The sequence below is a fragment of the Rhodococcus opacus B4 genome, from assembly GCF_000010805.1.
Lineage (GTDB): Bacteria > Actinomycetota > Actinomycetes > Mycobacteriales > Mycobacteriaceae > Rhodococcus_F > Rhodococcus_F opacus_C.
Map to the genome: position 1 here is coordinate 1,071,159 of NC_012522.1, position 19,585 is coordinate 1,090,743.

Consider the following 19,585-nt stretch of genomic DNA (forward strand, 5'->3'; position numbering starts at 1 on the left):
GCGTCCGGGCACTCGCCCGCAACGTCCGTGTCACCCCGGTCGTGCACCATGGGGGCATGACGACCGCCACCGAACCCGCACTCCGTGACGAGGCCGAACGGCTGCTCCGCGAGCTGGCAGGCGAGCACGCCACCCTCCGCGACGACCAGTGGACGGCGATCGAGGCGCTGGTGGTGGGCCGCAGACGGGCGCTCGTCGTCCAGCGGACGGGCTGGGGCAAGTCGGCGGTCTACTTCATCGCGGCGAAGCTCCTCCGGGCGCACGGACACGGTCCCACGGTCATCGTGTCGCCGCTCCTGGCACTCATGCGCAACCAGGTGGCCTCCGCCGAGCGCGCCGGTGTGCGCGCCGCCACCATCAATTCCGGGAACGTCACCGAGTGGGACGACATCCACTCCAGGGTCGCGGACAACGAACTCGACGTGCTGCTCGTCAGCCCCGAGCGTCTCAACAACCCCGACTTCCGCGACCAGGTGCTGCCCTCCCTCGCCGCCGACGCCGGCCTCGTCGTGGTCGACGAGGCGCACTGCGTGTCCGACTGGGGTCACGACTTCCGCCCCGACTACCGGCGGATCCGCACGCTCATCGCGGAGCTGGGCGAGGGCATCCCCGTGCTGGCCACCACGGCCACCGCGAACGACCGCGTCGTCTCCGACGTCTCCACGCAGCTCGGGGTGGGCGGCGCGGAAACCCTCGTCCTGCGCGGCGGCCTCGAACGCGAATCGCTGCACCTGTCGGTCGTGCAGATTCCGGAGGCCACCGCCCGGGCCGCGTGGCTCGCCCAGAAGCTCGACAGCCTGCCCGGGTCGGGCATCATCTACGCGCTCACCGTGTCGGCGGCCCGGGATCTGGCGAGCCTGCTGTCCGAGCAGGGGCACACGGTCGCCGCATATACCGGGCAGACCGACGCCGCCGAGCGCGAGACTCTCGAGCAGGACCTGCTCGGCAACCGCGTGAAGGCGCTCGTGGCCACGTCGGCGCTGGGAATGGGGTTCGACAAGCCCGACCTGGGGTTCGTCGTGCACCTCGGGGCGCCGTCGTCGCCCATTTCCTACTACCAGCAGGTCGGGCGCGCGGGCCGGTCCACCGACCGCGCCGAGGTGATCCTGCTGCCCGGATCCGAGGACCGGCAGATCTGGAGCTATTTCGCGTCCGTGGCGTTCCCCCGCGAGCACGTGGTGCGCCGGGTGATCGAAGTCCTCGACACCGAGCGGCCGCAGTCCACGCAGGCGCTCGAACCGCTCGTGGAGCTCGGCCGCACCCGGCTGGAGATGGTATTGAAGGTCCTCGACGTGGACGGCGCCGTGCGCCGGGTCCGGGGCGGCTGGGTGGGCACCGGGGAGCCCTGGACTTACGACGCCGACCGGTACGAGCGTCTCGAGCAGGCCCGCGAATCCGAGCAGCAGGCGATGATCGACTACCAGCGGATCACCACGTGCCGGATGGCGTTCCTGCGCGGGCAGCTCGACGACCCGGGACTGGCGGCGGGCACGTCCGACTGCGGCCGGTGCGACAACTGCACCGGAGAGCGCCACGACGCGACCGTCGACGCCGAGGCGGTGCAACAGACCAGAGCGCGCCTCGAGCGCCCCGGCGTGGATCTGGCGCCCCGTAAACAGTGGCCCACGGGGCTCGCGAAGCTCGGGGTGACGCTGTCCGGAAAGATTTCCGACGGCCCCGAGCCGGGGCGGGTCCTGGGCCGGCTGTCCGATCTGGGCTGGGGTCAGCGGCTGCGCGCCCTTCTCGACGAACCGGACGGGCCGGCCCCCGACGCGGTCCTGAAGGCCTGCATCCAGGTGCTGGCCTCCTGGGACTGGGCCGAGCGGCCCACCGCGGTGATGGCGGTCGAATCGGCCACCCACCCGCTCCTGTCGGCGTCGGTCGCGGGGCAGCTCGCGGCCGTCGGACGCCTCACCGACCTGGGGGTTCTGCGGCTGCGCCCCGAACACCCGCCGGTGTCCGCGGCCAATTCCGCCTACCGGGTCGCCGGGCTCGTCGACGCCTGGGAGGCCCCCCACCTTCCCGACGGCACCGGTCCGGTGCTGCTCGTCGACACCCTCACCGACACCGGCTGGACGCTCACGATGGCCGCCAGAACGGTTCTCGCGGCGGGTGCCACGTCCGTCCTCCCCTTCGCGCTCGCGAGTCTCAAATAGGCGAAGTGTGTCGCTTGCGATTTACCCAAAAGTTACATATTGTGATGAGCATCACTTTGCACGTCTCACCTGCAAAGCTCTGCCGCCTGAACTGTCCAATTTCGCGAGGCACGTGAAATCGAGGGGGATGGTTGTTAGGTTCGAATTTCCAATGACGCCTGTTCAGAAGAGTGCCAACCCGACCACCGCGCCGGACGCGGTGTTGTTCAGAAGTCCCGAGATCACTGACGGAGTCCGGCTCTGGGAGATCGCCAGGAACACGGAAGTGCTCGATCTCAATTCGAGCTACGCATACCTGTTGTGGTGCAGAGATTTCAGCCGCTCGTCGGTCGTCGCAGTCGTCGACGAGCGCGTCGTGGGGTTCGTCACGGGGTTCATCCGCCCCGAATCCCCAGCGACGCTGTTCGTCTGGCAAGTTGCCGTAGACGCAGACCAGCGCGGCAAGGGAATTGCAGGTCGCATGCTGGGCGCGCTGCTCGATCGACTTGCGCCCGAAGGCATTACCCACCTCGAGACGACGATCAGCCCCGACAACGAAGCGTCGATCGCGCTGTTCACCGCATTGGCGCGTCGCCGAGATACGGCGATCACCAAGCAGGATCTGTTCTCCCCTAATGATTTTCCCGATGGACACGAAGCCGAAGATCTGTACACGATCGGCTAAGAGCATGCCCCGGAGGAATGCAGCAACATGACTACTTTTGATACGAACATCTTCGAGAGCCTCGAGTCCGAGGTTCGCAGCTACAGCCGCGGCTGGCCCGCCGTGTTCGAGTCGGCGTCCGGCTCGTGGATCCGCGACGAGAACGGCCGCGACTACCTCGACTTCTTCGCCGGCGCCGGTTCGCTGAACTACGGCCACAACAACCCGGTCCTGAAGTCGGCGCTCGTCGACTACATCGTCGGCGACGGCATCACGCACGGTCTCGACATGTCGACCGTGGCCAAACGCAACCTGCTCGAGACCTTCGAAGAGAAGATCTTGAAACCGCGAGGCCTCGACTACAAGGTCCAGTTCCCCGGACCCACCGGCACCAACACGGTCGAGGCCGCACTGAAACTGGCGCGCAAGGTGACGGGTCGTTCGTCGATCATCAACTTCACCAACGCCTTCCACGGCATGACGCTCGGCGCCCTGTCGGTCACCGGTAACTCGATGAAGCGCGCCGGCGCCGGAATCCCGCTGGTGCACGCCACCCCGATGCCGTTCGACAACTACTTCGACGGAGTCACCGAGGACTTCCACTGGTTCTCCCGCGTGCTCGACGATTCGGGCAGTGGCCTGAACCGCCCGGCCGCCGTGATCGTCGAGACGGTGCAGGGTGAGGGCGGCGTCAACGTCGCCCGCCCCGAGTGGCTGCGCGCCCTCGCGGACCTGTGCGCCGAGCGCGACATCCTGCTGATCGTCGACGACGTCCAGATGGGCTGCGGGCGCACCGGGCCGTTCTTCTCCTTCGAGATCGCCGGCATCACCCCGGACATCGTCTGCCTGTCGAAGTCCATCGGCGGGTACGGCCTCCCGATGGCGCTGACCCTGTTCAAGCGCGAGCTGGACGTGTGGGGCCCGGGCGAGCACAACGGTACGTTCCGTGGCAACAACCCGTCGTTCGTCACGTCGAAGGTCGCCCTGGACCACTACTGGTCCGACGACACCCTGCACAAGTCGACACTGGCCAAGGGCGAGAAGATCCACCAGGCGTTCACCGAGCTGGCGAACCAGTTCGAGGGTTCCGTCTCCACCCGCGGTCGCGGCCTCGTCCAGGGGCTCGTGTTCGAGGAGCCCGAGCACGCGGGCAAGGTCTGCACGCTCGCCTTCGACGAGGGGCTGCTCGCGGAGACGTCCGGACCGTCCGACGAGGTGGTCAAGCTCCTGCCGGCGCTCACCATCACCGACGAGGAACTGGACCACGGCCTGGCCATTCTCGCCGACGCCACCGGCAAGGTCTGCAGCTAGAGAGAGGACTGACACACATGATCGTTCGCACCACCGCAGAAATCACCGACACCGAGCGGGACATCACCAGCGAGGACGGCAACTGGCGCAGCAAGCGCATCATCCTCGGCGGCGACAAAGTGGGTTTCTCGTTCCACGAGACCACGATCAAAGCGGGTTCGGTCAACGAGTTCCACTACGCCAACCACGTCGAGGCCGTCTGGCTCGTCGAGGGAACCGGCAAATTGATCGACCTCGACAACGACAAGGTCTACGAACTCGGCCCCGGTTCGATGTACCTGCTCAACGGACACGAGCGTCACCGTGTCGAGCCCGAGACCGAAATGCGCATGCTGTGCGTGTTCAACCCGCCCGTCACGGGCCGTGAGGTCCACGACGAAAACGGTGTCTACCCCTTGATCGAGGTTCCCGCGTAAGTTCGACCCATGGCCGACGACGCTGCTGTTCCAGCTATAGCCATCGGACCCGCCCCGGACCCGCTCCTCGAGGATGCGGTGCGCCGGGGCGGTGCCCGTGTGGCACCCCTCGAGTCCGCGGACGCCCTGGTCTGGACCACGGGTCCGATCGGGTTCCCGGATCCGCTTCCCGAGAACATCCGCTGGGTGCAGTTGAACTCCGCGGGTGTCGAGGAGTGGTTCGCCGCGAAGGTGATCAGACCCGACTCCACCGTGCTGTGGACGTCGGCGGCGGGCGCGTTCGCCGCGACCGTGGCCGAGCACGCGCTGACGCTGCTGCTGGCCGGGGTGCGGGCGCTCCCCGAGCACCTGGAGGCGAAGACCTGGCGCCAGCAGGAGTTCTTCTCGAAGGTCGGCACCCTGCGGGGGACCACGGTCGCGATCGTGGGCGCCGGCGGTATCGGCAAGGCGCTGATCCCGATGCTCGCGGGTGTCGGGGCCGACGTGATCGCCGTGAATCGTTCCGGAAGCCCGGTGCCGGGTGCCATCGAGACGCTGCCCACCACCCGCCTGGGCGAGGTGTGGGCCCGCGCGGATCACTTCGTGCTCGGGGCGCCCGCAACCGACGCCACCCATCATCTGGTCGGTGCGGCGGAGTTCGCGCAGATGAAACCGACCGCGTGGGTGATCAACGTCGCGCGCGGCTCACTCGTCCACACCAATGCATTGGTGAAAGCTCTGCGGGACAACACGATCGGCGGGGCGGGACTCGATGTCACCGATCCCGAGCCGCTCCCCGACGGTCATCCGCTGTGGAATCTGCCGAACGTGATCATCACCCCGCACGATTCCAATCCGCCTGCGGTCCGCCCCCCGGCGTTCGCCGAGCATGTGGCGCTGAACGTCACCCGCTTCGTCGCAGGTGAGAATCTCACCGCTCTGATCGATCCCGTCGTCGGGTACTGAACCGGCGCTATTCTGGAGGGCGTGTTCGCCCCACTGATCGACGTACTCGGGGGCCGGCGCCTGTGTGTGATCACCGGCGCCGGCATCTCGACGGACTCCGGGATCCCCGATTACCGCGGTCCGGACTCGCCCCCGCGCAATCCCATGACGTATCAGCAGTTCACCGGTGACCCCGATTTCCGCCGCCACTACTGGGCCCGGAACCACCTCGGGTGGCGGCACATGGACGCCGCCCGGCCCAACACCGGCCACCGCGCCCTCGCCGGACTCGAACGGGCCGGTGTCGCGAGCGCGGTCGTCACCCAGAACGTCGACCTCCTGCACACCAAGGCGGGCAGTCGCCGGGTGATCGACCTGCACGGCACGTACGCCCAGGTCCGGTGCCTGTCGTGCGGCGCTCTGATCTCGCGGGCGACACTCGCCGACCGGCTCGAATGTGCGAACCCGGGTTTCGCCGAAACCGTCGCCGCCGCACAGGGAGTGGAGATCGCACCGGACGCCGACGCGGTGATCACCAGCACCGAACATTTCCGGATGGTCGACTGCGAGGCGTGCGGCGGCATGCTCAAACCCGACATCGTGTACTTCGGCGAGTCCGTCCCGAAACCGCGGGTCGCGGCCGCCTACGACGTGGTCGACGAGGCCGAGGCACTGCTGGTGGCCGGCTCGTCGCTCACCGTCATGTCGGGACTGCGGTTCGTCCGGCACGCCGCCAAACGCGGAATCCCCATCGCGATTGTCAACCGCGGGGCGACGCGCGGCGACGAGTTCGCCACCCTCACCGTGCACGCCGGCTGCTCGGAGGCCCTCACCGCACTGCTCGACGCGTCGTCCGCGCTGCCCGCGTGACCGTCAGACGTGACCGTCAGAGCGGTACCAGGTCGTCGGCGTGGACCACGGGGCGCTGCATCTCGGCAGGCAGTTCCTGCGTCGACTTGCCGAGGATGTCGCTGATCTCGGCCGAGTCGTAGGCCACCACTCCCCTGGCCACGGGACGTTCCTCGGGACCGAGGAGTGACACGACGTCGCCGCCGTAGAACCGACCCGACACCGCCGTGATGCCCGCGGGCAGCAGCGACCGCCGGCGGGTGACGACGGCACGGACCGCCCCCTCGTCGATGTGCAGGATCCCCTGCTCGTCCGCGGCGTGCCGCACCCAGAACTTGCGTGCCGACAACCGGGACGGCCGGGCCGCGAACGCGGTCCCCACACTGGCGTCCCGCAGCGCCGCGCCGGCGTCCGAGGCGGCGGCGAGCAGCACGGGTACCCCGGCATCGGCCGCGAGGCGCGCGGCCGACAGCTTGGAGGCCATCCCGCCGGTGCCGAGGGCGCCGCCCGAGCCCGCGACCACCCCGTCCAGGTCTTCGGGGCTGTTCACCTCGGGAATCAGCGTCGCGTTGCCCTTGCGGGGGTCGCCGTCGTACAGCCCGTCGACGTCCGACAGCAGCACCAGTGCGTCGGCGCCGACCAGGTGCGCGACGAGGGCGGCGAGCCGGTCGTTGTCACCGAATCGCAGTTCCGCGGTGGCGACGGTGTCGTTCTCGTTGACGATCGCGACCGCGTGCAGGGCGCGCAGTCGGTCGAGGGTGCGCTGCGCGTTGCGGTGCTGTGCGCGGCGGGCGATGTCGTCCGCGGTGAGCAGCACCTGCCCCACCGTGCGCCCGTACCGGGCGAACGACGTTCCCCAGGCGTGGGCCAGCGCCAGCTGGCCGACACTCGCGGCGGCCTGCTTCGTCGCCAGGTCCCGTGGACGCTTGGTCAGCCCCAGCGGGGCCAGACCCGCGCCCACGGCCCCGGAAGACACGACGACCACGTCGGAACCGGCACGCATCCGTGCCTCGATCGCATCGGCCAGCGCATCGAGGCGACCGACGTCGAGGCCGCCGACCAGACTGGTCAGCGCCGACGAGCCGATCTTCACCACGATGCTGCCCGCCGACGCGACCGTGCGCCGGGTGGCGCTCACTGGTCTTCGGGGTCGAGGCCTTCGAGACCGCGACGGACCCTGGATGCGTGCTTGCGCTCGGTCGCGCCGATGCGCTCCACCTGATCCAGACGCGGGTCGGTGCCGCGCCCGGTGCGGGTGAGGTCGACACCGGCCGGTGTCTGGGGTTCCCAGTCGAAGCTCACGTCGCCGATCGTGACGGACGCGCCCGGCTCCGCACCCTGCTTGACGAGTTCGGTTTCCACACCGAGCCGCGCCAGGCGGTCGGCTAGGTAACCCACGGCCTCGTCGTTGTCGAACTGTGTCTGCCGCACCCAGCGCTCCGGGCGGGTGCCGCGGACGATGAACCCGCCGGGGATCTCGGGATCGGCGACGACGCTGAAGCTGTTCTCGTTGGCGATCACCGGACGGATCACTTGACGCTTCGGCGCCGCCTTCGGGTGCGCCTCGCGATAGTCCGCGACCAGCTTCGCCAGCGCGAAGGTCAACGGGCGCAACCCCTCTCGGCTGACCGCCGAGATCGTGAAGATCGGCCATCCTCGGGCCTCGAGGTCGGGAGTCACCATTTCGGCCAGCTCGGCCGCCTCGGGAACATCGGCCTTGTTCAGGATCACGATGCGGGGCCGGTCCGCGAGGTCACCGAGGCCGGTGTCCCCGGACAGCGCGCCCTTGTACGCAGCGAGTTCCGCCTCGAGCGCATCGATGTCGGAGACCGGGTCCCGGCCCGGGTCGAGGGTCGCGCAGTCGACGACGTGGGCCAGCACGGCGCATCGCTCGAGGTGCCGCAGGAAGTCCAGTCCCAGTCCGCGGCCGTCGCTCGCGCCGGGGATCAGCCCGGGCACGTCGGCCACGGTGAACGTGGTGTCGCCGCTCGACACCACGCCGAGGTTCGGCACGAGGGTCGTGAACGGGTAGTCGGCGATCTTCGGCTTGGCCGCCGACAGCACGGACACCAGCGAGGACTTGCCCGCCGACGGGAATCCGACCAGCCCGACATCGGCCACGGACTTGAGTTCGAGGACCAGTTCCCGCTCGACGCCGTCCTCGCCGAGGAGGGCGAAGCCCGGCGCCTTGCGCGCCTTCGACGAGAGGGCCGCGTTGCCGAGTCCTCCGCGGCCGCCCTGGGCGGCCTCGAACCGGGTGCCCACGCCGATGAGGTCGGCGAGGATCCGGCCGTCCTCGTCGAGGACGACGGTGCCGTCGGGGACCTTCAGGATCAGGTCGTCGCCCTGGGCGCCGTCGCGGTTGCTTCCCATCCCCTGCTTGCCGTTGGTGGCCTTGGCGTGGGGGTGGAAATGGAAGTCGAGGAGGGTGTGGACGTTGCCGTCCACCTCGAGCACGACGTCACCGCCACGCCCGCCGTTGCCGCCGTCCGGGCCACCGAGCGGTTTGAACTTCTCCCGGTGTACGGAGGCGCAGCCATTGCCGCCTTTTCCGGCGCTGACGTGCAGCACGACGCGGTCAATGAATCGGGACATGACTGCCGGATCCTTCCTCAGTCAATTGTGTTGATCTCACTCTGAAACAAACAATAGGGGCGGACCGGGTATCTCGACCCAGGTCCGCCCCTATTGGGAGCTTGAAACGCCCCTCACGGGACGATGCATACTCGCGGCAGGACTAGACCTCTGCCGCCGCCGGAACGATGTTCACGGTCTTGCGTCCACGCTTGGTGCCGAACTCGACGGCACCGGCGGAGAGAGCGAAGAGCGTGTCGTCGCCGCCACGACCGACGTTGACGCCGGGGTGGAAGTGGGTTCCGCGCTGACGCACCAGGATCTCGCCGGCGCTGACGGACTGGCCGCCGAAACGCTTGACGCCGAGTCGCTGAGCATTTGAATCGCGACCGTTACGGGAGCTGGATGCACCCTTCTTATGTGCCATGTTCTTGACCCTCCTCGGGTGAAATCAGCTCTGAAGCTCTAGCTACTTGATGCCGGTGACCTTGAGGACCGTCAGCTTCTGCCTGTGGCCCTGACGCTTGTGGTAGCCGGTCTTGTTCTTGAACTTGTGGATCCGGATCTTCGGGCCCTTGGTGTGCTCGACGACCTCACCCGTGACCGAGATCTTGGCCAGCTTGTCGGCGTCGGTCGTCAGATCGGATCCGTCGACGACGAGAACGGGAGCAAGCGAGACAGCAGTGCCGGGCTCACCCTCGATCTTCTCGACCTTGACGAGGTCACCAACAGCGACCTTGTACTGCTTTCCGCCGGTCTTGACGATCGCGTACGTTGCCATCGGAGGGCTACCCCTTGCTTCTTCGAACTTGCTCGCGCCACGGTGTGCGCGACTGGTCTGGTGTGACGGCTAGCTCGGTCGAGATCGCGCAGCCTTCACAGGTGAGGGCACAGCTGACCTTCATCGCCGAGTAGCGACTGGTCAAGGTTACAGGAAGGCAACCGTTCCGTACAAACCGGCGTCGATTGCCCTCCCGCGCTTCCTCGTCAGTGGTCGGCGTCGACCGGCGGGCCTGCGGGACGGGCCGCGGCCCGTCGACGCCGCGGCTTGCGCGGCGCTGCCTGCGGATCTGCGCCGTCCGGCGAGGACGCCGCCGGTCCGTGCGCGGTCGAAGCCGACATGGCCGGCTCCGGTTCCGGCGCGTGCTCCGCGCCGGGCTCCGGCGTCGGAATCACGAACACGGTCCCGGCGCTCGGGGTTTCGGACACCGGCGCTGCCGCCGCCCTCGACACCCGCCGGCTCCTGCGCCGCGTCGGGGCCACCGGCTCCGGAGCGGGTTCGGGTTCCGGTGCGGGCTCTGGTGCGCGCTCCACGACGGGTTCCGGGGTCTCGGCGACCGAAGCCGCCTCGACCGGAGCCTCTTCGGCCGGTGCCGCCTCGACGACGGGCGCCTCGGCCACGGCTTCGACGGCTACCTCGACGACAGCCTCTTCGACGACAGCTACCTCGGCCTCGGGTGCCACGACGGCTTCCGCAGCCACCGCTGCGGGCGCCTCGGCCACGGCCTCCTCGATCCCGGGCAGGTCCTTGCCCGCGGCCGGAGTCTCGGCGGCGCGAGTCTCCTCCTCGTGATGGTGGTGTGCCATCGCGAGAGCGACCGGGTGAGCCCGCTTCACGGTGGCGTCCACCGCCGGGGTCTCCTCGTGCGCGGAACCCTGCGAGGTGTCCCCACCCGACGACTTGTCGCGTCCTCGCTTCTTGCGGGAGCCTCCGGAGTCGCCGCCGCGGGACGACCCGCGTGCACCGGCGTCCTCGGACGTCTTCACCTCGATCGGTTCGGCGTGGACGATGATGCCGCGGCCGTGGCAGTGCTCGCACGTGGTCGAGAACGCCTCGACCAGGCCGGTGCCCAGCTTCTTCCGGGTCATCTGCACGAGCCCGAGCGACGTCACCTCGGACACCTGGTGACGCGTGCGGTCCCGGCCCAGCGCCTCCGTCAGACGTCGCAGCACCAGGTCGCGGTTCGACTCGAGCACCATGTCGATGAAGTCGACGACGATCATGCCGCCGATGTCCCGCAGGCGCATCTGCCGGACGATCTCCTCGGCGGCTTCGAGGTTGTTCCGGGTCACGGTCTCCTCGAGGTTTCCGCCGGCACCGGTGAACTTGCCGGTGTTGACATCGACCACGGTCATGGCCTCGGTGCGGTCGATCACGAGCGTGCCGCCGGACGGCAGCCAGACCTTACGATCGAGCGCCTTCGCCAGCTGCTCGTCGATGCGGTGCGCTTCGAAGACGTCGACACCGTTGTCCGACGTGTGCTGCTTCAACCTCGGCATGAGATCGGGAGCGACGGACTGGATGTACGACTCGACCGTCGACCAGGCCTTCTCGCCCTCGATCACGAGCTTGGAGAAGTCCTCGTTGAACAGATCGCGGATGACCTTCACGAGGAGGTCGGGCTCCTCGTAGAGGGCCTGCGGGTTGCCGGACTTACCGGACTCCGCCTTCGCGGCCTGCGCCTCGATCCCGGCCCACTGCTCCTGCAGGCGCGTCACGTCGCGGGCGAGTTCCTCTTCGCTCACACCCTCCGACGCGGTCCGGATGATGACTCCGGCGTCCGAGGGCACGATGTCGCGCAGGATGTCCTTGAGGCGTTTGCGTTCCGTGTCGGGCAGCTTGCGGCTGATTCCGGTGGACGTGCCGCCCGGCACGTAGACGAGGAAGCGGCCTGCGAGGCTGATCTGCGTGGTCAGCCGCGCACCCTTGTGCCCGACCGGGTCCTTGCTGACCTGGACCAGCACCTGGTCGCCGGGCTTGAGCGCCTGCTCGATCTTGCGGGAGTTGCCACCGAGCCCGGCGGCCTCCCAATTGACCTCGCCGGCGTACAGCACGCCGTTCCGGCCGCGGCCGATGTCGATGAACGCCGCTTCCATGCTGGGCAGCACGTTCTGGACGCGTCCGAGGTACACGTTGCCGACCATCGAGGCCGACGCCGACGTGGTCACGAAGTGTTCGACGAGGACACCGTCCTCGAGCACGGCGACCTGCGTCGTCGCATGCGGCTGCCCGGAGACGACGCGGTCGCGCACGACCATGACGCGGTCGACGGCCTCGCGGCGCGCCAGGAACTCCGATTCCGTGAGGATCGGAGGCCTGCGGCGGCCGGCATCGCGGCCGTCGCGGCGGCGCTGACGCTTCGCCTCGAGCCGTGTCGAACCGGTGATGCCCTGGACCTCGTCCTTCGAGCGGCTCTTGTTGCGAGGCTCACGCTCATGCACGACGGTGTTCGGCGGATCGTCCTCGGACGTGGCGTCTCCCGACCCCTCGCCACCGGACTTGCGACGGCGGCGACGGCGGCGGCGACGGCTCGAACCGTCGGAGTCACCCTCACCGGTCTCTTCGTCCCCGGACTCCGCTTCCGCCTGCTCGGCGTCCGCGGGCTTCTCCTCGGACTCCTTCTTCGGCTCTTCGGGCTCCCGGCTCGGTGTCTCCGCACCCTTCTCTTCGCGGCCCTTGTCCTCGCGCGCGGACTCCTCGGCCTCGGCACCCTCGGTGTCGGTATCGGTGTCCTGCTCGTTCGGCTGCTCACCCCGTCCGCGGCCACGGCCACGGCGGCCGCGACGGCGACGGCGCGGCTGATCGCCGTCGACGTCGGACTCGTCCGATTCGGTGTCGGCGGTTCCGGTGTCCGCGGCCTTCGCGGGCTCGGCGACGTCCTCGCGCGACTCGGCGACGGGCGGCTGCTCGGTGGTGGGTTCGGGCGTTCCGGCGTCCCGGCGACTGCGCCGGCGACGCGGCGGCGTCTCGACCGCCGCGAGGTCGGGCTGCAGGAAGAGCGGGACCTGGGAAACGGCGGGAGTCTCGGCGGGCTCCTCGGCAGCGGGCGACTCGGCCGGGAAGTCGGCGGTGGTGAACAGGTGCCCGAGGTCGGGTTCGGAAACCGCGGCCTCCTCGGCGACGGGTTCCGGGCTCTCCGCGGCAGGGGCTTCCTCGGCGGGGGCTTCCTCGGCGGCCTGGGGAGCCGCAACCGGCTCCGGAGCGACCTCGGCAACCGTCTCCGCGGCCGGGGCCGGCGCTTCCGGTGCAGCCTCGGCGGCCGACTCGGGAGGAGCGGTCTCCGCAGACTCGGCAGGTGCGGTTTCCGCAGCGGTGAATCCGGCATACACCCGCTCGGCGATGTCGCGTTGCAGGCTCGACTGCGCGCTGCGCAGTTCCAAACCGAGGGCCGCGGCCTCGGCGATGACCTGCTTGCTCGTCACGCCGAGCAACTTCGCGAGGGCGTGAACGCGAATTTTCTCCGGAAGAGCGGGAACCGCGCTCCCGGCGGTGGCCGTATCGTTCGGCTCTGAATTTGTGGGCGGCGCTTGATCGGCCACGTAGTCTCCTCAGCCCCCGGGCGCGTCCACTCCCCTGTCTGGGAATGTCACGCGGCCACGCGAGGGCGCAGTATGTGTACTCGCGCCCCAGATGTGAGCGCGAGATTGTCTGGTCTCGCTCCACACAGCGCGTGCAGTGTCCGTTTTCACTGCACACCCATGTAGTGCCTTGCGGATGGCCGTGGTCCGCGGTGCGAGCGCCTGATCATCCAGCGTGCCGATACGCCCAGGTATTTCCTGTTGACGCAGGGGCAGCGATGAAGGGCATCGAGCCGTGGTGTCATCCGGTCGAAGCCACGTGGTGCACAAATTGCGGTCCGACCACCCTCAGTATCCCACACGTGTGCCGCGGTCCGTGCCAGCGGCGCACGTATCGTTCTGGAACATGTTCCGTTCGCGATGGCGCCGCCGGCCCGGAGGGCAGGTCGGGGGATTGAGGGGTGGGTGGAGAGGGTGGGTCAGTTAGCGGCGAACTGGGGGAACCAGAGCGCGATCTCGCGCTCGGCGGACTCGACGGAGTCGGAGCCGTGGACGAGGTTCTCCTGGGCTTCGAGCCCGAAATCTCCGCGAATCGTCCCCGGAACAGCCTTTTCGACCGGGTCGGTGCCGCCGGCGAGCTGGCGGAACGCCGCGATCGCCCGGGGACCTTCCAGGACGGCCGCGACGAGCGGGCCGCCCGTGATGAACTCCAGCAGGCCGGGGTAGAACGGGCGGCCTTCGTGCTCGGCGTAGTGGGCGGCGGCGATGTCGCCGGGAGCGGTGCGCAGCTCGAGGGCGGAGATCGTCAGGCCCTTCCGCTCGATACGACCGAGAATTTCTCCTACATATCCGCGGGCAACGGCATCGGGCTTGATCAGTACAAGGGTGCGCTCAGTCACGGCGCACAGCCTAAATGGTCAGCCGCGCTGCCCCGGCAGCAGGCCCCGCTCCATTCGCTGACGCACATTCCGGCGGAAGTACAGGAGGTAGCCCCACAGGATCGCGAAGACCACTCCGACCGAACCGATCGACACGTGGACGAAGAATCCGAGCAGCAGCCCCACCTGCAGCAACAGGTTGTACTTCATCGCCCACGGGCGGCCCTGCAGGCCGGCCCCGAGGATCATGAGCACCGCGAGCCCCACCAGGTACGTTCCCGACCACCAGGTGAGTCCGCCGCCGACCGTCGCGACCACCGGCAGGGCGAGAAGCACCACGATCGCTTCCAGGATCAGGGATCCCGCGACCACGCCGCGGAAGCCCTTCCACGGGTCCTTGGTCGGCGGGCCGAACTCCGGTTCCGAAGCACGGGGGTCCTGCTCGCTCACGCTGGGTCCTTTCCGAAGAGGGTGCGGGCCGCACCGGCGGTCACGACTGATCCGGTGACCACGACGCCCGCCCCCGATACTGCCTCACCGGGCTCGGCGACCTCCTCGGCAAGTCCGATGGCCGTTTCCAGGGCGTCCGCGAGGGTCGGCGCCACCACGACGCGTTCGTCGCCGAATTTGGCGACCGCGAGATTGGCGAGGTCCTCGACGTCCATGGCCCGCGCCGAACCGTTGTGCGTCACCACGAGCTCGTCGAACACCGGTTCCAGCGCCGACAGGATGCCGTCGACGTCCTTGTCCCCCATCACGCTGACGACGCCGACGAGTTTGCGGAAGTCGAATTCGGCGGTCAGCGCGGCGGCGAGCGCACGGGCCCCGTCCGGGTTGTGCGCGGCGTCGAGGAAGACGGTCGGGGCGTTGCGCACGCGTTCGAGCCGGCCGGGATTGACGACCGAGGCGAACCCCTCCCGGATCGCGTCCTGGTCGAGCTGGCGCTCCGGCCCGGCACCGAAGAACGCCTCGACGGCCGCGAGCGCGAGCGACGCGTTACGCGCCTGATGCTCCCCGTGCAGGGGCAGGAAGATGTCGGTGTAGATCCCGCCGAGGCCCTGGAGTTCGAGCTGCTGGCCGCCGACGGCGATCTGCCGGGCGAGCACCGTGAATTCGGAGCCCTCCCGCGCGACCGCGGCATCCACCTCGACGGCACGGCGAAGCAGCACGTCCATCACTTCGGGCGTCTGTTCGGCGAGGATGGCGACCGTGTCGCGGGGCACGAGAGCGTCCTCGCGACCCTTCTTGATGATGCCGGCCTTCTCCTGCGCGATCCCGGCGAGGTCGTCGCCGAGATACTCCGCGTGATCGAGGCTGATCGGGGTGATCACCGCGATCTGCCCGTCGATGACATTGGTTGCGTCCCAACGCCCGCCGAGGCCCACCTCGACGACGGCGACGTCGACGGGCGCCTCCGCGAACGCGGCGTACGCCATCGCGGTGAGCACCTCGAACTTGCTCATCGCCGGGCCGCCCGCGGCCTGCGACTGCTGGTCGATCATCTGCACGTACGGTTCGATCTCCCGGTACGTGTCGACGTAGCGGCGCGGCGACACCGGGCGTCCGTCGATGCTGATCCGCTCGGTGGCGAGCTGCAGGTGCGGGCTGGTGGTGCGGCCCGTGCGCCGGTGCAGCGCGGTGAGCAGCGCGTCGATCATCCGCGTCACCGACGTCTTGCCGTTGGTGCCGGTGACGTGGATCGCCGGGTACCCGTGCTGGGGGGATCCGAGGATGTCCATCAGCGCCGCGATCCGGCTCAGCGACGGCTCGATCTTCGTCTCGGGCCACCGCCGGTCGAGTTCCGCCTCGACCAGCGTCAACTCCGCGAGGTCGACGGGGCTGACTTCCTCCGGCGTGAAGTCGGGCGAGCTCACGCGCCTTCCAGCTCCTTCAGTCGCTTGGTGATGCGTTCGATTTCTTCTGTCGCAATCTGCTGACGCGTCCGGATCTTGTCCTTGACGGCGTCGGGAGCCTTCGCGAGGAACGCCTCGTTGGAGAGTTTCGCGGTGGTCCCGGCGAGTTCCTTCTGCGCGGCCGCGAGGTCCTTCTCCAGCCGTGCCTTCTCGGCGCCGAGGTCGACGTTGCCGGACGTGTCGAGGTCGACGGTGACGGTCGCCTTGCTCAGGCGGACCTCCACCGACGCCGACGCGGCGAACCCGTCCTCCGGGTCCGTCAGCCGGGCCAGCGACGTGACCGCGGCGAGCTGCGTGTCCAGATCGGCCTCGGTGATCCCGCTGATCCGTGCGGGCACCCGCTGCGACGGCTTGAGACCCTGGTCGCTGCGGAACCGGCGCACCTCGGTCACCAGCCGCTGCATGTCCTCGACACGCTGCGCCGCAACCACATCCGCGGCGACCTCTCCCGCCTGCGGCCACTGCGCCACGACGACGGACTCGCCGCCGGTGAGCGCCTTCCACAGGGTTTCCGTGACGAACGGGATGACCGGGTGGAGCAGTCGCAGCAGCGCATCGAGGACGTTGCCGAGCACTGCCCTCGTGTTCGCCGCGACGGTGTCGTTCTCGGCGAACTGCACCTTGGCCAGTTCCAGGTACCAGTCGCAGACCTCGTCCCACGCGAAGTGGAACAGCGCCTCGCAGGCCTTGCTGAACTCGTACCGGTCGAAGGCGGTGTCGACATCGCCGCGCACCTGGTCGAGACGGTCGAGGATCCACCGGTCCGCGTCGGTCAGTTCGCCGCGTCCGGGCAGCGGCGCCGGCGCGGCGCCGTTCATGAGGGCGAACTTGGTCGCGTTGAACAGCTTGGTCGCGAAGTTCCGGGACGACTGCGCGTGATCCTCGCCGACGGACAGGTCGCTGCCGGGGTTGGCGCCGCGGGCCAGCGTGAAGCGGAGAGCGTCGGCGCCGAAACGGTCGACCCAGTCGAGGGGGTCGATGCCGTTGCCCCGCGACTTCGACATCTTCTTGCCGAACTGGTCGCGAACGAGGCCGTGCAGGAACACGTCGTCGAACGGCATCTGCGGTCCGGACTTGCCGCCGGAGATGGCGTCGTCCTCCGACACGTACGTGCCGAACATCATCATCCGCGCCACCCAGAAGAACAGGATGTCGTAGCCCGTGACGAGAACGCTTGTGGGATAGAACTTCTCCAGCTCCGGCGTCTTCTCCGGCCAGCCCATGGTCGAGAACGGCCACAGCCCGGAGGAGAACCAGGTGTCGAGGACGTCCGGGTCCTGCACCCAGCCCTCGGGCGCGGTCTCGTCCGGTCCGAAGCACGCGACCTCGCCGTCGGGGCCGTACCAGATCGGGATCCGGTGACCCCACCACAGCTGACGCGAGATGCACCAGTCGTGCATGTCGTCGACCCACGCGAACCATCGCGGTTCCTGACTTGCCGGGTGAATGACGGTGTCACCGTTGCGGACCGCGTCACCCGCCGCCTTGGCCAGGGACTCGACCTTCACCCACCACTGCAGCGACAGGCGAGGCTCGATGGACTCCCCGGTGCGCTCGGAATGCCCGACGCTGTGCAGGTAGGGCCGCTTCTCGGCGACCACGCGTCCCTGCTCGGCGAGCGCTTCCCGCACCTTGACCCGCGCCTCGAAGCGGTCGAGACCGTCGAATTGCGTTCCCGTGTCGGCGATCTTGCCGGTCTTGTCCATGATGGTGGGCATCGGCAGGTTGTGCCGCAGGCCCATCTCGAAGTCGTTGGGGTCGTGCGCCGGCGTGATCTTGACGGCGCCGGTGCCGAATTCGGGGTCGACGTACTCGTCCGCGATGATCGGGATGTCGCGCCCGGTGAAGGGGTGTTCGAGCGTCGTCCCGATCAGGTGCCTGTACCGCTCGTCGTCGGGATGGACGGCGACGGCGGTGTCGCCGAGCATCGTCTCGACACGGGTGGTGGCGACCACGACGTGCGGTTCGTCGTCGTTCAGGGAGCCGTACCGCAGGGAGACCAGCTCGCCCTCGACGTCCTCGAACTTCACCTCGATGTCGGAGATCGCGGTCTGCAGCACGGGCGACCAGTTGACGAGTCGCTCGGCCCGGTAGATCAGACCGTCGTCGTACATGCGCTTGAAGATGGTCTGGACGGCGCGGGAGAGCCCGTCGTCCATGGTGAAGCGGTCGCGGCTCCAGTCGACGCTGTCACCGATGCGGCGCATCTGGCCGCCGATGGTGCCACCGGACTCGCGCTTCCAGTCCCACACCTTGTCGATGAACAGCTCGCGGCCGAAGTCTTCCTTCGTCTTGCCGTCGACGGCGAGCTGCTTCTCGACCACGGTCTGCGTCGCGATGCCGGCATGGTCCATGCCCGGCAGCCACAGCACCTCGTAGCCCTGCATCCGCTTGCGGCGGCTCAGTGCGTCCATCAACGTGTGGTCGAGAGCGTGACCCATGTGCAGGCTGCCGGTCACGTTCGGCGGCGGCAGGACGATGGAGTACCCCGGCTTGTCACTGTGGGGGTCCGCGCGGAAGTAACCGGCGTCTACCCAGCCCTGATACAGATCGTCCTCGACGGAACTGGGGTCCCAGCTCTTCGGGAGGGCATCGGCACGGTTCTGGGGATTTTCTGGAGCTGCACTGGTCACCCGTCGAGTCTAATGAACGCACCGGCGACCCACGACGGGGCTACCGTGCGGCCCCGCTACTGGTCGCTGAACAGCGCGCGGTGCACCTCGGTGGCGGTGCGGTGCTCCGGGTCGACGGGACGCAGCGCCTCGCCGGCGTCCTCTCCGCTTGCCTGGGATCCTGCGGTGCTGTGCAGCTCGGAGAAGAGCTGCACGTGGTGGTCGTTCAAGGGATTCCTCCGGTTCGTCTGCCGCATCCGATGCGGCAACCACTCGAGAATGTCGAGTATGCATCGAAACCCCCGCCGATCGGCGGCGACACGACGACCGGCGCGCCGGTGGTAACGAAATGCCGTGACCCGACGACTATCCGGGCGTGCCTGCCGGAACCGGCGGCGCACCGACCCGCTGACCGCAACCCCCGACTGCGGTCAGCGAGGTCGACACATCTGCCGCCGAGATTATTCGCCCCGGCCGCCTTCGGCGTCCCGCTTGGCGAACGCGAGTTGCATCTCCCAGCCTTCGATATTGCCCTCGAGTGCGGAGGCGCGACGCTCGGCGCTCGGGTACATGGCGGCGAATCCCGACTCGACGACGCGCAGGAGGGTGCCGCCGTCCCGCTCGGACAGGAAGAACTCGACCAGAGTGGACGTGCCCTCCACGAGGGGCCGCGCGGGATCGTCTCCGCCACGGAACGAGACGTGGTGGGGTGCGTCGGACTTCACCGGAAGAATCGGAAAGCGCCCGTACGGGGGGAACTCCACGACGAAGACGTCACCCTCGCGCGTGGTGGTGGTCTTGCCGGGATCTCCGTCGCCGATGAACCAGCCGGGTTCACTCACCAGCCGGAACACCCGCTCGATGGGGGCGTCGATGTGGATCTCGCGCTCGATCCTGTCCTGGGACGCTTCCGGAACGCTCATGATCATCCTCACCTCTCGACAATGTGCTACCCCACGGTTGCATATCTGCGCTTGCTTGCGCAACCCTCAGGTTGCACTCGATCGAAA

Annotated in this window: 17 protein-coding genes; 6 read left to right on the forward strand and 11 right to left on the reverse strand. The window is 68.6% G+C overall.

What is annotated here, in order from left to right; all coding sequences use genetic code 11:
- Positions 1–56 precede the first annotated feature (56 nt).
- The 6 genes from ROP_RS05025 to ROP_RS05050 all read left to right on the forward strand — a co-directional run bounded on the left by ROP_RS05025 (position 57) and on the right by ROP_RS05050 (position 6,320).
- On the forward strand, positions 57–2,156 hold the full coding sequence (locus tag ROP_RS05025) for a RecQ family ATP-dependent DNA helicase (protein ID WP_012688259.1): 2,100 nt from the start codon (positions 57–59) through the stop codon (positions 2,154–2,156).
- A 151-nt stretch (positions 2,157–2,307) separates the two neighbouring features.
- Positions 2,308–2,820 (forward strand): diaminobutyrate acetyltransferase, encoded by a 513-nt coding sequence (ectA, locus tag ROP_RS05030; protein ID WP_012688260.1) that lies wholly within the window; start codon positions 2,308–2,310, stop codon positions 2,818–2,820.
- A 27-nt stretch (positions 2,821–2,847) separates the two neighbouring features.
- Positions 2,848–4,110: a diaminobutyrate--2-oxoglutarate transaminase gene (gene ectB / locus ROP_RS05035; RefSeq protein WP_012688261.1), complete on the forward strand. Its 1,263-nt coding sequence runs from the start codon at positions 2,848–2,850 to the stop codon at positions 4,108–4,110.
- Positions 4,111–4,127: 17 nt separating this feature from the next.
- The gene (locus tag ROP_RS05040; protein WP_012688262.1) at positions 4,128–4,526 is read left to right on the forward strand and encodes an ectoine synthase; all 399 of its coding nucleotides are present in this window, start codon (positions 4,128–4,130) and stop codon (positions 4,524–4,526) included.
- Between the two features lie 9 nt (positions 4,527–4,535).
- Complete coding sequence (locus ROP_RS05045) at positions 4,536–5,471, forward strand: D-isomer specific 2-hydroxyacid dehydrogenase family protein (protein WP_012688263.1); 936 nt, start codon at positions 4,536–4,538, stop codon at positions 5,469–5,471.
- A gap of 21 nt (positions 5,472–5,492) precedes the next feature.
- Entirely contained in the window at positions 5,493–6,320 is an 828-nt protein-coding gene (locus tag ROP_RS05050; RefSeq protein WP_012688264.1) for an NAD-dependent protein deacetylase, read from the forward strand.
- A gap of 16 nt (positions 6,321–6,336) precedes the next feature.
- On the opposite strand, the gene proB is transcribed toward ROP_RS05050, so the two are convergent.
- The 11 genes from proB to ROP_RS05105 form a co-directional block, all read right to left on the reverse strand.
- Positions 6,337–7,437: a glutamate 5-kinase gene (gene proB, locus ROP_RS05055; RefSeq protein WP_012688265.1), complete on the reverse strand. Its 1,101-nt coding sequence runs from the start codon at positions 7,435–7,437 to the stop codon at positions 6,337–6,339.
- On the reverse strand, positions 7,434–8,894 hold the full coding sequence (gene obgE / locus ROP_RS05060) for a GTPase ObgE (protein WP_012688266.1): 1,461 nt from the start codon (positions 8,892–8,894) through the stop codon (positions 7,434–7,436). Before obgE ends, proB begins: the two co-directional genes overlap by 4 nt.
- A gap of 142 nt (positions 8,895–9,036) precedes the next feature.
- Positions 9,037–9,300: a 50S ribosomal protein L27 gene (gene rpmA, locus ROP_RS05065; protein ID WP_012688267.1), complete on the reverse strand. Its 264-nt coding sequence runs from the start codon at positions 9,298–9,300 to the stop codon at positions 9,037–9,039.
- 42 nt (positions 9,301–9,342) lie between these two features.
- Positions 9,343–9,654 (reverse strand): 50S ribosomal protein L21, encoded by a 312-nt coding sequence (rplU, locus tag ROP_RS05070; RefSeq protein WP_005248081.1) that lies wholly within the window; start codon positions 9,652–9,654, stop codon positions 9,343–9,345.
- Positions 9,655–9,860: 206 nt separating this feature from the next.
- Complete coding sequence (locus ROP_RS05075) at positions 9,861–13,193, reverse strand: translation initiation factor IF-2 N-terminal domain-containing protein (RefSeq protein WP_012688268.1); 3,333 nt, start codon at positions 13,191–13,193, stop codon at positions 9,861–9,863.
- Positions 13,194–13,651: 458 nt separating this feature from the next.
- On the reverse strand, positions 13,652–14,071 hold the full coding sequence (ndk, locus tag ROP_RS05080) for a nucleoside-diphosphate kinase (RefSeq protein WP_012688269.1): 420 nt from the start codon (positions 14,069–14,071) through the stop codon (positions 13,652–13,654).
- Between the two features lie 18 nt (positions 14,072–14,089).
- Entirely contained in the window at positions 14,090–14,500 is a 411-nt protein-coding gene (locus ROP_RS05085) for a DUF4233 domain-containing protein (RefSeq protein WP_012688270.1), read from the reverse strand.
- Positions 14,497–15,924, reverse strand: coding sequence for a bifunctional tetrahydrofolate synthase/dihydrofolate synthase (gene folC / locus ROP_RS05090; protein ID WP_012688271.1), 1,428 nt, complete (start codon positions 15,922–15,924; stop codon positions 14,497–14,499). Before folC ends, ROP_RS05085 begins: the two co-directional genes overlap by 4 nt.
- Entirely contained in the window at positions 15,921–18,596 is a 2,676-nt protein-coding gene (locus ROP_RS05095; RefSeq protein WP_012688272.1) for a valine--tRNA ligase, read from the reverse strand. Before ROP_RS05095 ends, folC begins: the two co-directional genes overlap by 4 nt.
- 56 nt (positions 18,597–18,652) lie before the next feature.
- Positions 18,653–18,805, reverse strand: coding sequence for a hypothetical protein (locus ROP_RS44000; protein WP_231868858.1), 153 nt, complete (start codon positions 18,803–18,805; stop codon positions 18,653–18,655).
- Between the two features lie 231 nt (positions 18,806–19,036).
- Positions 19,037–19,504, reverse strand: coding sequence for an SRPBCC family protein (locus ROP_RS05105; protein ID WP_012688274.1), 468 nt, complete (start codon positions 19,502–19,504; stop codon positions 19,037–19,039).
- Positions 19,505–19,585 lie beyond the last annotated feature (81 nt).